13 protein-coding genes and 1 tRNA gene are annotated in these 13,313 nt (G+C 70.2%); 3 read left to right on the top strand and 11 right to left on the bottom strand.

Annotated features, from left to right (window positions below; genetic code table 11):
• Positions 1–115: 115 nt before the first annotated feature.
• The 8 genes from katG to G401_RS0125450 form a co-directional block, all read right to left on the bottom strand.
• On the bottom strand, positions 116–2,335 hold the full coding sequence (katG, locus tag G401_RS0125485; RefSeq protein WP_027344699.1) for a catalase/peroxidase HPI: 2,220 nt from the start codon (positions 2,333–2,335) through the stop codon (positions 116–118).
• A 231-nt stretch (positions 2,336–2,566) separates the two neighbouring features.
• Positions 2,567–3,448 carry a septum formation family protein gene (locus G401_RS0125480; RefSeq protein WP_169734250.1) on the bottom strand — a complete coding sequence of 294 codons (882 nt, stop codon included), beginning with the start codon at positions 3,446–3,448 and terminating at the stop codon, positions 2,567–2,569.
• A 129-nt stretch (positions 3,449–3,577) separates the two neighbouring features.
• Positions 3,578–3,961, bottom strand: coding sequence for a hypothetical protein (locus tag G401_RS53315; protein ID WP_051367144.1), 384 nt, complete (start codon positions 3,959–3,961; stop codon positions 3,578–3,580).
• Positions 3,958–4,473, bottom strand: coding sequence for a SigE family RNA polymerase sigma factor (locus G401_RS0125470; protein ID WP_027344697.1), 516 nt, complete (start codon positions 4,471–4,473; stop codon positions 3,958–3,960). The genes G401_RS53315 and G401_RS0125470 overlap by 4 nt, the downstream gene beginning before the upstream one ends.
• Before the next feature lie 79 nt (positions 4,474–4,552).
• Positions 4,553–5,401, bottom strand: coding sequence for a hypothetical protein (locus tag G401_RS57895; RefSeq protein ID WP_027344696.1), 849 nt, complete (start codon positions 5,399–5,401; stop codon positions 4,553–4,555).
• Entirely contained in the window at positions 5,398–5,892 is a 495-nt protein-coding gene (locus G401_RS0125460; protein WP_027344695.1) for a SigE family RNA polymerase sigma factor, read from the bottom strand. The genes G401_RS57895 and G401_RS0125460 overlap by 4 nt, the downstream gene beginning before the upstream one ends.
• A 56-nt stretch (positions 5,893–5,948) precedes the next feature.
• Positions 5,949–7,145: an NAD(P)/FAD-dependent oxidoreductase gene (locus G401_RS0125455; protein WP_027344694.1), complete on the bottom strand. Its 1,197-nt coding sequence runs from the start codon at positions 7,143–7,145 to the stop codon at positions 5,949–5,951.
• A 92-nt stretch (positions 7,146–7,237) separates the two neighbouring features.
• Positions 7,238–8,182, bottom strand: a complete 945-nt coding sequence (locus G401_RS0125450) for an RNA polymerase sigma-70 factor (RefSeq protein WP_027344693.1) — start codon at positions 8,180–8,182, stop codon at positions 7,238–7,240.
• 160 nt (positions 8,183–8,342) lie between these two features.
• Between G401_RS0125450 and G401_RS0125445 the strand changes: the two genes are divergently transcribed.
• Positions 8,343–10,031: a DEAD/DEAH box helicase gene (locus G401_RS0125445; protein WP_407636944.1), complete on the top strand. Its 1,689-nt coding sequence runs from the start codon at positions 8,343–8,345 to the stop codon at positions 10,029–10,031.
• A gap of 53 nt (positions 10,032–10,084) precedes the next feature.
• Here the strand turns inward: G401_RS0125445 and G401_RS0125440 are convergent, their stop codons facing one another.
• Positions 10,085–10,555, bottom strand: a complete 471-nt coding sequence (locus G401_RS0125440; RefSeq protein WP_027344691.1) for a cupin domain-containing protein — start codon at positions 10,553–10,555, stop codon at positions 10,085–10,087.
• 148 nt (positions 10,556–10,703) lie between these two features.
• On the opposite strand from G401_RS0125440, the gene G401_RS0125435 reads away from it, so the two are divergent.
• Positions 10,704–11,198 (top strand): RrF2 family transcriptional regulator, encoded by a 495-nt coding sequence (locus G401_RS0125435; RefSeq protein WP_034593094.1) that lies wholly within the window; start codon positions 10,704–10,706, stop codon positions 11,196–11,198.
• Positions 11,199–11,275: 77 nt separating this feature from the next.
• Here the strand turns inward: G401_RS0125435 and G401_RS0125430 are convergent, their stop codons facing one another.
• The gene (locus tag G401_RS0125430; protein ID WP_027344689.1) at positions 11,276–12,262 is read right to left on the bottom strand and encodes a hypothetical protein; all 987 of its coding nucleotides are present in this window, start codon (positions 12,260–12,262) and stop codon (positions 11,276–11,278) included.
• A 154-nt stretch (positions 12,263–12,416) separates the two neighbouring features.
• Here G401_RS0125430 and G401_RS48370 point away from each other — a divergent pair, with 154 nt between their 5' ends.
• Entirely contained in the window at positions 12,417–13,148 is a 732-nt protein-coding gene (locus tag G401_RS48370) for a GbsR/MarR family transcriptional regulator (protein WP_051367143.1), read from the top strand.
• Positions 13,149–13,217: 69 nt separating this feature from the next.
• Here G401_RS48370 and G401_RS0125420 read toward each other — a convergent pair.
• Positions 13,218–13,289 (bottom strand) — tRNA-Val (locus G401_RS0125420).
• Positions 13,290–13,313: the final 24 nt, after the last annotated feature.

The following is a 13,313-nucleotide window of genomic DNA, read 5'->3' as shown; positions in this document are numbered from 1 at the left end:
CCGCCTGGCTTTGTCGCGACTGTCCGATATGGAGGAATGGTTTCCGGTCGCGAGGCGAAGATCGTGGTGAAAGGCGCGCTCGGGCCGACCCTGGCGGGCCGGCCCGAGCGAAGGATCAGCGCAGGTCGAAGCGGTCCAGGTCCATGACCTTCGACCAGGCCGCCGCGAAGTCGCGGACGAACTTCTCGTTCGCGTCGTCGCTCGCGTACACCTCGGCGACGGCCCGCAGCTCCGAGTTGGAGCCGAAGACGAGGTCCACCCGGCTGCCGGTCAGGGCCTTGCCCGCGGCGGTACGCCCTTCGAACGTCTCGCCGTCCTCGGCGGCCGTCCAGGTGGTGCCCAGTTCCAGCAGGTTCACGAAGAAGTCGTTGGTCAGCGTGCCCGGCTTGTCGGTGAAGACGCCGGCCGTCGACTGCTTGGCGTTGGCGCCGAGCACCCGCAGGCCGCCGACGAGCACGGTCATCTCCGGCGCGCTCAGCGTGAGCAGGTTGGCCTTGTCGACCAGCAGGAACTCGGCCGGCAGGCGGGTGCCCTTGCCCAGGTAGTTGCGGAAGCCGTCGGCCACCGGCTCCAGCGGCACGAACGACTCGACGTCGGTCTGCTCCTGCGACGCGTCGGTACGCCCGGGCGTGAACGCCACCTCGACCGGCACGCCACCGTCACGGGCGGCCTTCTCGACGGCCGCGACGCCACCGAGGACGATCAGGTCGGCCAGCGAGATCTTCTTGCCGGACTGGGCGGCGTTGAAGTTCTCCTGGACGCCCCGCAGCGTACGCAGCACGATCGCGAGGTCGTCCGGGTCGTTGACCTCCCAGCCGCTCTGCGGTTCGAGGCGGATACGCGCACCGTTGGCGCCGCCGCGCTTGTCGCTGCCGCGGAACGTCGAGGCCGAGGCCCAGGCGGTCGAGACCAGCTGCGCGACGGTGAGCCCGGAGCCGAGGATCTGCTCCTTGAGGGCGGCGACGTCGGCGGCGTCCACCAGCGCGTGGTCGACGGCCGGCACCGGGTCCTGCCAGATCAGCACCTCGGACGGGACCTCGGCGCCGAGGTAGCGGGCGATCGGGCCCATGTCGCGGTGGGTCAGCTTGAACCAGGCCCGGGCGAACGCGTCCGCGAACTCGGCCGGGTTCTCGGCGAAGCGCCGCGAGATCTGCTCGTACACCGGGTCGAAGCGCAGCGACAGGTCGGTGGTGAGCATCGTCGGCGCGTGGCTCTTCGCCGCGTCGTGCGCGTCCGGCACGGTACCCGCGCCGCCGCCGTCCTTCGGCTTCCACTGGTGCGCGCCGGCCGGGCTCTTGGACAGCTCCCACTCGTAGCCGAACAGGATCTGGAAGAAGCTGTTGTCCCAGGCGGTCGGCGTGTTCGTCCAGGCACCCTCGAGGCCGCTGGTGATCGCGTCGCCGCCCTTGCCGGTGCCGTACGCGTTCCGCCAGCCCAGGCCCTGCTCCTCCAGGCCGGCGGCCTCGGGCTCCGGGCCGACGTTGGAGGCCGGGCCGGCGCCGTGGGTCTTGCCGAAGGTGTGGCCGCCGGCGATCAGCGCGACGGTCTCCTCGTCGTTCATGGCCATGCGGCGGAACGTCTCGCGGATGTCGCGGGCCGCGGCGATCGGGTCCGGGTTGCCGTTCGGGCCCTCCGGGTTGACGTAGATGAGGCCCATCTGCACCGCGGCCAGCGGGTTCTCCAGGTCGCGGTCGCCGGAGTAGCGCTGGTCGCCGAGCCAGGTGGTCTCGGGGCCCCAGTAGACGTCCTCGTCGGGCTCCCACACGTCGGGGCGCCCGCCGGCGAAGCCGAAGGTCTGGAAGCCCATGGACTCCAGCGCCACGTTGCCGGTGAGGATCATCAGGTCCGCCCAGGACAGCGCCTGGCCGTACTTCTTCTTGACCGGCCACAGCAGCCGGCGGGCCTTGTCCAGGTTGCCGTTGTCCGGCCAGCTGTTGAGCGGCGCGAACCGCTGCTGCCCGGCCCCGGCGCCGCCGCGGCCGTCGCTGATGCGGTAGGTGCCGGCGCTGTGCCAGGCCATGCGGATCATGAACGGGCCGTAGTGGCCGTAGTCGGCCGGCCACCAGTCCTGCGAGGTCGTCAGGACCTCGGCGATGTCACTCTTCACGGCGGCGAGGTCGAGCGTCGCGAAGGCCTTCGCGTAGTCGAACTCCGCGCCGAGCGGGTTCGCCACGGCCGGGTTCTTCGCGAGGATCTTCAGGTTGAGCTGGTTCGGCCACCAGCCGCGGTTGGCGCTGCCCTGCGTCGGGTGGGGCGCGCGCCCGTGCGCGACGGGGCAACGGGATTCGGCGCCCGCCTCCGCGTCGTGAACGACGGCGTCGTGGTTCTCGGACATCAGATTCCTTCCGTGACGTGGCGAATCAGGCGGATCGCGATCGGCCCGCGGGCAGGACTGCACAGCGGCCGGCGAGTCGTCGCCTCACCCCGAGTCTTGCCCGTTTTCTGGAACGAGTCAAGAATCTACCCTACATGTCACCGGACCTTCACGCAGCTCACGCCCTCTTCCTATCACCGGCGTACGCCGACGAGGCCTCATCGCGTCCCGCGCCACCGGCGCCCCGGTCCGTTAGAGGCCCTTGCCGCCACGCCCCGCGACGGTGCCGTTGACGAGCTTGTCCGCCACGACGAAGCAGCCGACGTACCGGCGGCCGGACGGCCAGAACTCGAAGTCGTCCTGGTAGACCGCCGACATGCTGACGAGTTCCTCGGCACGCGACCCGCTCACCTTCATGTACGCCGCGGCGACGCCGTAGCAGCGCTGGAAGACGGCGTCGGAGTCGGCGTTCAGCGGGTCCGAGGCGGCCGGCGCGTGCAGGAAGGCGCCGACGTACTCGCCGGTGTGGATAGTCGTGCACGTGACCGGGTTCCAGGTGTCGTTCGCGTCCCGGTTGAAGCACAGCGGGGGCAGCGGATGCGCCTTCAGACTGCCGGACCGGGCCTCGTCCAGCCGGGCGTCGGTCATCGGCTCACGCTGGACGAGATCGCAGCGAAACCACCGGGCACCGGCCTGCCACCCGGCCGCGTCCGGGAGGACGACCCGCAGGTCGAGCCGCGGATCCACCCACACATGCCCCATGTACGCCGTCGCCTGCTGGTCACACTTCGCGTACAGCCGGGACTGGCCGGCGGCCGAGGCCCCGGTGGCCGACCGCGTCAGCACCGGCGGACTCGCCTCGGCGCCGGTCACCTGGCCGACGTAGACGGTCTCCGCGAGATGGCCGCCGGCGCAGTCGACCGCCTCGTTGTCCGCGCTGCCGGCCGTCTGGTCCACGGCCCGCGCGTGGCAGGTGCCCGCCCGCGGCGGCACGGCCCGCGACGCCGACGGCGACGAAGACGCGGACGGAGACGGAGACGGCGGAACCGACCACGAGACCGGAGTGGTGGCCGGCGAGCAGGCCGTGAGCAGGAGAAGCACGGCGCCGAGCAGGCTTGCTTTACGGAGGGTCACGAGCACCGGAGTTTAGGGATCATGGCCGCACGCTGTCGAGACGGCCGGCAGGCGTACGCGAAAGGGCGGTCTGAAGATCGATTCAGACCGCCCGGAGGTTGGCACCGAGCTGTTTCAGGGCCAGCTGTTCTAGTGCTTGTGGTGTTTGGGCGACGGGGACGGCGACGGGAAGTTCCCGGGGTCGGAGGGCGACGGGGACGGGAGGTTGCCCGGGCTGGAGGGCGAGGGGGCCGCCGTCGGGTAGTCCGACGGGGTCGGCTTCACCGTCGGCGTCACGATCGCCGACGGCGAGGGCGACGGCGCGGCCGGTGTGACCGCGTGCTCGGCGGCGGCGAAGGCGAGCGGGGTACCGATCAGCACCGCGACACCGGCGGTGACCGCGATCGTGATCACCCGGACGGTACGCCTCTTCTCGGCCTGGGCGTGGGCGCGGCTTGTCAGGTTCACAGGGATTGCCTCCTCGGCGATCTCGGACAGGGTGGAACGGAGGAGAGCCTCGAAGGGTGTGCTCATGGCGTGATCGTCTCCAGCGAGAATTCGGCGGCCGGCAGTAGTTCCCGCAGCCGCGTCACAGCCCGGTTGTTCCGGCTTCGGACAGTGCCGACGGAACAACCCAGAATCTCTGCGACCTGGCTCTCGGTGAGATCTTCGAAGTAACGCAGGACGATGACGGAGCGCTGGGCCGGCGGTAGGCGCCGCAGCGCGTCCCGCAGCGCCAGCCGCAGGTCGGTGTCCGCGCTGTGGTCGGAGACCACCCCGTCGGACACCACGGCGGGCATCGACCGGCGCATCGTCGCCAGCCGTCGCCACCAGCTGATCTGCTCCCGGTGCATGGCCGTGCGCACGTATCCCTCGGGATCCGCGTGCCGCAGCCGGCTCCACCGGGCGTAGGTCTTGGCGAGCGCCGACTGGACCAGGTCCTCGGCCGAGTGCTGGTCCCCGGTCAGCAGGTAGGCCACCCGGATCAGGGCCGGCGTACGCGCCGCCGCGAACTCTGCGAACCTCGTCCTGGCGTCATCTTCCACGCTCTTCCCTTCGCGGTTCTTTGTCTCACCTCTACAGACGCGTGGCACCCCCAGACCTATCCGGAGAAGTTTCCGTTGTTCAGCCGAAGACGGCGAAGCCCGGGTCCTGAGCCAGTTCTTCCAGCTGGGCGATGGTGAGCGGCGGCGTACCCGAGACGGAGTTGGGGGTGGCGTCCGCGAAAGCGGCCACCAGGAGGTCGGTGGACGTGGCAAGGACATGGGTGTGTCCGGTCCAGAACTCGACGATGCGCTGCTTCATGAGGACCAGGTCGTCCAATGTGGTGAATTCCTGGTAGCTCAGGAGCACCGAGCCGTCGGCGAACTGCGTCCGCTCGACGTTCTGGCGCTTCTGCCAGGAGGAGTCCGTTCGGAGTTCTTCCTGCGTCGGTGGCGGGTTGCTGGAGTCGCGGTCACCCACGACCACGGCGATCAGGCCCAGACCTGGTACCCGGCCGACCGATTCGATCCCGCCGTCCTGATCGTTACGCGGGTGGTCAGGGCCGAACCAGAACGGCTGGAAGGCAGCCGCCGCGCGGACCTCGTGTGGATAGAAACGCGTACCGGGGAGCAGGCGTTTCACCGCGTGGACCATCGTGCAGCCGACCTGGTTCAGCATCTGGTCGGTTACCGTCGCGGGGGTCGGCGGGCGTGTCGAGGAGGCCAGCGGGTCGACGGTCACGTCACCCGCCGCCTGCCGGTCGACCGGCACCTCCCGCAGGCAGGCGGCCGCCGGTACCACCGGGTCGGCCGGCCCCGGCAGCTGCGCCCAGAAGACCAGCGCCGCCACAGCGACCGCCGTGCCGCCGCCGATCGAGCCGAGCAACCGGTTGCGCTTCCGGCGCCGGCCCAGCGCCAGCACCCTGTCCGCGGTCAGAACCATGGACGGCTCGTCCGTCGTGACGTACGCGTACAGCTCGTCGGCGCTCATCCGAGTTCTCCCACGATCGGCGCGGCGCCGAGCGCCCCGCGCAGCTTCGCCAGGCCGTGTGCCGTCTGGCTCTTCACGGTTCCCTCGGCGATGCCGAGGATCTCCGCCGCCTCCGCGACCGAGACGTCCTCCAGGTGGCGCAGGACGACCAGCACCCGCTGCCGGGGCGGCAACGTGTCCAGGGCCCGCCGCATGTCCAGCCGCGCGGCGACGTCCACACCCGACCCCGGCGGCGGCTCGGGCAGGTCCGCCGTCACCAGCTCGTGGCGGCGCTTGCGCTGCATCGAGAGGTACGCGTTGATGAGCGTCCGGCGCGCGTACGCGTCGATCGTCGTAGGGTCCAACCGTTTCCAGTGCCGGTACAGCTGAAGGAACGCCTGCTGGACGAGGTCTTCCGCGAGATGCCAGTCGCCGCAGAGCGCGTACGCGACCCGCCTTAACCGCCCGGCCCGGGCGGCGAAATAGTCGGAGAACTCCGACGTCCACGTCATGCGTTATCTACGCTGCCGTGCATCGCGGGGTTGCATGCCCGGCGAAGTGCGTGCGGCTATGCGACCGCCCGAACGGCCTCGCCCGACGTGACCTGCTCCCGCGTGACGCGGTGGCGCCGGACCGGCAGCCCCAGCGTCGGGTGGGCGACGCCCCAGGCCGCGCCCTTGCAGACGAGCTCCTTGTAGAGCGCGGCGAACCGGCCGGTCAGGACCGCCCGCACCGCCCGGTCGTCGGAGGTGACGTACTGGATCAGCCCCTCCTTGCGGCCGAGCGAGATGCACTGGTTGAAGTAGCCGAGCGGCGCCTTCGGGATCTTCCGGCCGGTCAGGCGGGCCGCGATCGCGTCGGCGGCCTGCCAGGCCATCGGCGTACCCGAGGCGCACGACATCCGCAGCGGCTTGTTCCCCGCGCCCATGGCCGAGGCGGCGTCGCCGATCGCGTACACGTCGGGGTGGGAGACGGAACGCATGGTCTCGTCGACCACGATGCGGCCGGCGCCGGTGACCCGCAGGTCCGTCGCCTGGGCGATCGGGTGGACCGCGAAGCCCGTGGTCCAGACGGTGACTTCGGCCGGGATGGCCTCGCCCTCGGCGAGGGCGACCCGGCCGGCCTCGACGCCGGTGACGGCGGCGTGCTCGTGGACCGTGATCCCCAGCTTGCCGACGACCTTGCGCAGATGCCGGCGGCCGTTGGGCGAGAGCCAGTCGCCGAGCTCACCACGGGCGGCGAGCGCCACGTCGAGGTCCGGGCGGGCTTCGGCGATCTCGGTCGCGGCCTCCAGCCCGGTCAGCCCGCCGCCGACGACGACCACCCGCTGCCCGGCGCCGAGGCGGGCCAGGCGCTCGCGCAGCCGGAGCGCGCCGGGGCGGCTCGCGAGCTCGTACGCGTGCTCGGCGGTTCCCGGTACGCCCCGAGTGTTCCAGCCGCTGCCGAGGGCATAGACGAGCGTGTCGTAGGACAGCTGCCCGGCACCGTTCTCGTCGACGACGGCGACGGTCTTGTGGTCGACGTCGACGCCGGTCACCTTCGCCAGCTTCAGCTCGACACCGGTACCGGCGAACATCTCGGCGAACGGCCGGGGAGTGAGGTCCTGGCCGGTCGCCAGCTGGTGCATGCGTACGCGTTCCACGAAGTCGGGTTCGGCGTTGACGAGGGTGATGGCGACGTCCTCACGGTGCAGGCGCTTGGCGAGCCGGCCGGCGGCGATGGCTCCGCTGTAGCCGGCCCCGAGGACGATGATGCGATGTGACATTTCCGTGCTCCTGTCTCAGGTGGTTTCGCCCCTTGAACCGGGCGGCCCACGGTTTCCTGACAGGAACGGCTGTGAAGCGGATCACTCGCCGATCAGTACGCGACGAACAGGGGTTCCCCGTGATCGGCGGCCGCCCAGTGAGCGGTCGCGCGTTCGAGCTTGTCGGGGTTGACCTGGTTGCGGAACCCGGCGATGCCGTCGGCGGTGATCTCCAGGCACATGATGCCGACGACCCGGCCGTCGAGGACCGCCACGACGGCGGGATCGCCGTTGGCGGACGAGATGTAGACACCCGGCGAGCCGCCGATCACGGCCCGTTTGGCCTCGGCGGGCTGGAACAGGCCCCGCAGGAACTTCGCCACCGCGACGGCACCCTCGACCACCTTGGCCCGCGCCGGGATCTTCCCCCCGCCGTCGCCGATCGACACGGCGTCTGAGGTGAGCAGGCGTACGAGCGGCTCGGTCCGGCCGCTGACGGCGGCGGCCAGGAACTCCTCGACGATCCGCCGGGCCGTGGCCGCGTCGATCTCGGTACGTGCCGGGCCGTCCGCGACGTGCTTCTTCGCCCGGTGGAAGATCTGCTGGCTGGCGGCCTCGCTGACGTCGAGGATGTCCGCGATCTCCCGGTGCGAGTAGTCGAACGCCTCGCGCAGCACGTACACCGCCCGCTCGTTGGGCGACAGCCGCTCCATGAGGGCGAGGACGGCGTACGAGACGGATTCGCGCTGCTCGGCGGTGTCGGCCGGGCCGAGCATGGGGTCCCCGGCCAGCAGCGGCTCCGGAAGCCATTGCCCGACATACGTCTCCCGGCGTACGCGCGCGGAGGTGAGCTGGTTGAGGCAGAGGTTGGTGAGAACCTTGGTCAGCCAGGCCTCGGGGACCTCGATGCGCCCGACGTCCGTGGCGTGCCAGCGCAGGAACGTCTCCTGCACGACGTCCTCCGCCTCCGCCGCCGAGCCGAGCAGCCGGTACGCGATGGCCTCCAGGCGCGGGCGGGAGGCCTCGAACCGGTCGACGTCCTCGGCGGTCAAGGGCACGATCCGATACTAGTCATCGCGATGAAACGGACCATCGACCACGTATCGACAACCGGTACGCCCGCCGGTACCTGACGATCGAGCAGTGGCCTGACGGCAGGGCTGCGATGATGACCTGGGACAATACCCTGTTGCGTCTACAGGGCAGGAGATGATGGCGATGAGCCAGTCGCAGGAATCGGTGTCCTTCGCCGATCTGGCACTGCGGTCGGAGCTGCTCAAGGCCCTGGCGGATCTCGGCTACGAGGAGCCGACGCCGATCCAGCGCGAGTCGATCCCGCCGATCGCGGCCGGCAGCGACGTGCTCGGCCAGGCGGCCACCGGCACGGGCAAGACCGCGGCGTTCGCGCTGCCGATCCTGCAGCGGCTCGCCGAAGGTGACCGGGGAGTCAAACCGGTGGCGCTGGTGCTGGTGCCCACCCGGGAACTCGCCGTGCAGGTCTCCCAGGCGTTCCACCGCTACGGTCGCGACCTGGGCGTCCGGGTGCTGCCGATCTACGGCGGCCAGCCGATCGGGCGGCAGCTGCAGGCGCTGTCGCGCGGCGTCGACGTCATCATCGCCACGCCGGGCCGGGCCATCGACCACATCAACCGCGGCACGCTGGACCTCGGCGAGGTCACGACGGTGGTGCTCGACGAGGCCGACGAGATGCTGGACATGGGCTTCGTCGAGGACATCGAGGCGATCCTCGACGAGACCAGCGACCAGCGGCAGACCGTGCTCTTCTCGGCCACCATGCCCGCGCGGATCGCCGCCCTGGCCCGGCGCTACCTGCGCGACCCGGTACGCATCGAGATGGGCCGGCAGGAGACGACTCCCGGCGAGGCCCCGAAGGTCCGCCAGAGCGCGTACATGGTTGCCCGCGCACACAAGCCCGCAGCGTTGGGCCGGATCCTCGACACCGAGTCGCCGGCGGCGGCGATCGTCTTCTGCCGCACCCGGGAAGAGGTGGACCAGCTCACGGAGACGCTCAACGGCCGCGGCTACCGTGCCGAGCCGCTGCACGGCGGCATGAGCCAGGACCAGCGCGACCGGGTGATGGCCCGGATGCGGGCCGGCACCACCGACCTGCTCATCGCCACCGACGTCGCCGCGCGCGGCCTCGACATCGACCTGCTGACCCACGTGGTCAACTACAACGTGCCCTCGGCCGCCGAGGCGTACGTCCACCGCATCGGCCGCGTCGGGCGCGCCGGCCGCGAAGGCGTGGCGATCACCCTCGCCGAGCCGCGCGAGCACCGCATGCTCAAGACGATCGAGCAGACCACCAAGCAACGCTTCACGATCGAGAAGCTGCCCACGGTCGCGGATCTGCGTACGCGGCGGCTCGAGATGACCCGCGCCGCCCTGCAGGAGGCTCTGGTCGCCGGGGACGGCCTGGAGCAGTTCCGGGTCGTGGTCGAGTCGCTCGGCGACGAATTCGACATCGTCGACATCGCGCTCGCGGCGGTGCAGCTCGCGCACCAGAGCAGCGGCAACGAGATCGACGAGCAGGAGATCCCCGACCAGTCCGACTCGGTCAGTCGCAAGCCGCGGCGCGACGAACCCGAACGACGCGGCGGCAAGAGCGCCCCCCGCTCGGGCGGCGGTGGCACCGTGAAGCTGTTCTTCGGCCTCGGACGGCGGGCGAACATCCGCCCCCAGGACCTCGTCGGCGCGATCGCCAACGAGGCAGGACTCAGCGGGCGCGACATCGGGGCGATCGAGATCACCGACCGCTTCTCGCTGGTCGAGGTGCCCGCCGGGGCGGCCGACGACGTGATCAGCGCGTTGCGCAACAGCACCGTCAAGGGCAAGAAGCTCACGGTACGCCGGGAGTCGTTCGCCGCCCGCAAACGCACCAAGTAGGCGGGACCGGCGGCCCACTTCGGCCGCCGGTCCTGGTCGGACGGGCCGGAGCCCTACTCGGCCGCGCGGTCCGCCCACACGGGACTCTCGGCGTAGTGGTTGTCGTAGAGGTCCTGGGTCTCGCCGACCTGCTGCCAGGTGGCCTCACCGTTGTGCACCCGGTCGAGGAGGCGGTAGTAGTCGAACCGCGGCTTGCCCGGAGTGATCACGACCAGGAAGTCGGCATCGTGCCCGGGCGCCGGGGCGAAGGCGTGGGTCGTGTTCGGCGCGACGAAGAGCGCGTCGCCCTTGTGCAGGGTACGCAGCTCCTCTCCGACGAGCATCTCCAAGGCCCCGTCGAGGATGAAGAACAGCTCGCCGGAGTGGGTGTGCCGGTGCGGCGGGGCGCCCTCGGTGCCGTCCTTCAGCAGCGTGCGGTTGCTGGTGAGAGCGCCGCCGGTGTGTTCGTGATCGAACAGCAGGGTGATCACGCTCGTCGGGTCGGCGTCGAGGACTTCGGCCTGGGCTGCGCGTACGAGGGTCATCGGGGGCTCCTTCGCTGTTTTCGAACTTCTGCTGTGCTCGAACTTCCGTTGTGCTCGAACGTGATATCTGGACATTAGATGTCCAGGATTCCTCCGCACAAGATGATCGTGGCCGCCGTCACAAGTTCTGGACATGTAGAGTCCAGATATGCGGATGAGCCAGGGCGTCGAATGGGCCTTGCACACATGCCTCAACCTGAGCTGGCTGGACACCCCGGTGCCGACCGACACCCTCGCGGCGTTCTACGAGCTGCCGCCGGCGTACCTGAACAAGCAGCTCCAAGCCCTGGCTCGCGCCGGGATCCTGACGTCGACGCCCGGCCCGCGAGGCGGTTTCCGACTGGGCCGGGCCGCCGAGGCGATCTCGCTGCTGGACGTCGTGACCGCGATCGAAGGGGCCGAGGACCTGTTCCGGTGCGACCAGATCCTCGACAAGGGCCCGGGGCAGCACGCGGGCGTCGACTACCGGCAGTCCTGCGCGTTCGCCCAGGCGATGCGGGGCGCCGACCTCGCCTGGCGTCGGGAACTCGCCGGCCGGTCCGTGGCCGACGTGCGGGCCGAGGTCGAGCGCGCGCACCCGGAATCGCCTGCCGACACCCGCGCCAGGATCGCCGAGCTACGCAAGGGTCCTGCGTCCCGCTAAGGATGCTGCGGAACAGCTCTTTCACACTGCACGGTCGTCTACGCGAAGCGGATGATCCTCCCCGTAGTGACGCGGCCTTATCCACGAGCCGCTTGCTCCACCAGGACCTGCCGCGGCGCTGCTGGGCTTCGGCGGCCCAGTACCAGCGCGGTGCCGGCAACGGCGACGGCGGCGACGCCTCCGAAGCCCAGCAGCGTCGCACCGTCCGGATGGATCAGCGACTGCCCCCGTCCGGTCTGCCATACCAGGACCGCGAACAGCCCGGCGTACGCGAGGCCGGCGACGATCATCAAACGGGCCTGGACGGTCTCGTCGCGCAGTGCAGGGATCCTGTGGGCGAGGCGGCCGAGGACGAAGGCGGTCAGCAGCAGGATGTGGATGGCGTGCAAGCCGACGAAGTGCGGTACGCGGAAGTCGCCGCCGGTGGTGCTCCAGTCGGTCAGGAACATCCCGTGGCCGTCGAGGTCGCCGACGCCGTGCCCCTGGTACATCGTGATCTTCGTGCCGTTGGCGTCGGTGACGGTTCGCTCGTGGGCGTTGGTCACCATCCACCAGACCGGGACGAGCATGCCGAGGGTGGCCAGGCTGATTCCGTAGCGGATGGCCCGCGTCAGCGGCCGGGACAGGGAGCGCTGCGCGAGTACGACTCCGGCGATCACCAGCTGGGCGAGGAAGATGGCCGCGACGCCGTAGGTGAACAGCTGGGTCATGGCGACGGTGACAGGGTCGGCGAAGTTGGCGTTGAAGTGGCTGAAGGTGCCGCGGGCTGCCTGCACGGTGATTCCGGCGACCTCCAGAGTCGCGGCGAAGGCGAAGACGGTGCCGGTCCACCAGCCGAGGCGGGGGGCCCTGCGCAGCTTGGTCAGCAGCCAGGCGAGGGCACCAGAGTAGAGGGTGAAGGCCAGCCCGAACTTCAGCGGCTTCACCCACACCGGCTCGCCGAGCAGGACGCGGTCGTCGACGACGATCCCGACGGCGGCGATCACGACGAGCAGGAGCATGAGGGACACGTTGATCATCAGGGGGCGGTGCCAGGTGCGCCAGGGCTTCAGGAAAGCAGTCATGACCAAAAGCTAAGTTGCATTCAGTGTTCGGGCAATCCTGAATCCTCATGATTGCAACGTTTGTAGAGCTAGTTCCCATCAAATCGTTGCAACGATATGTCGCTTAATGCTCGGCATTGTTGCGACGAGGCGAGGGCGGCGGCATACTCGGCGCATGCCTGGAGAACGGCTCACCCTGCAGGACCGCCGCCGCATCGCCGCCGGCCTGGCCCGCCGGCTGGGCTACGCGGAGATCGCCCGCGAGCTGTCCCGTCCCACCTCGACGATCACCCGTGAGGTGCAGCGCAACGGCGGCCCGCGGACCTACCAGGCCGACCGCGCCCACCACACCGCCGCCGCCCGTGCCCAGCGCCAGCCCGCCGCCACGCCTCACGCACCGATCGCGGGGGCGGCCGCGTTCGGCCGCGACCCCGAAGCCGTCCGCACTTTCCGGGCGCAGCTCACCGAGGTAAGCGCCCAAACAGGACTGGGCCGAGTAGCCGCCGGCATCCTCGCCTGTCTGTACACAACCGACGATGGCAGCCTCACCGCCGCCGACCTCGTCGCCCAGCTCAACGTCAGCCCGGCCACGATCTCGAAGGCGATCGGCGATCTGGAACAGGCGCAGCTGACCCGGCGCGAGCGCGAGCCGGGCGCCCGCCACGATCGCTACCACGTCAACGGCGACGTCTGGTACCGATCGTGGATCGCCAGCGCCCAGCAGAACATCGCCCTGGCCCAGTTCGCCGCCCAGGGCGCCGCGATCCTCGGGTCCGCCACGCCCGCAGGTGCGCGCCTGACCGACACCAGCGACCTCCTCGGCCATCTCGGCCAGACCATGCTCACGGCAGCCGAGGACTGGGCCCGCCGCAAGGAGCAGGGCACCGCAAGCGACGAAGGCAGGTAACCGCGGCCAACCGAAAACGCTCCTTACGCCAGATCGGCGCAAGGAGCGTTTGACGTGCAGTTTCTTCGGTGGGCGATACTGGGATCGAACCAGTGACCCCTTCGGTGTGAACGAAGTGCTCTCCCGCTGAGCTAATCGCCCTCAGCGCGTACGAACTGTACCTGA

Origin of the sequence: Hamadaea tsunoensis DSM 44101, from assembly GCF_000428945.1 — a bacterium.
In the GTDB taxonomy this organism is placed as follows: domain Bacteria; phylum Actinomycetota; class Actinomycetes; order Mycobacteriales; family Micromonosporaceae; genus Hamadaea; species Hamadaea tsunoensis.
This window is presented reverse-complemented; position numbering and strand designations above follow the sequence as displayed.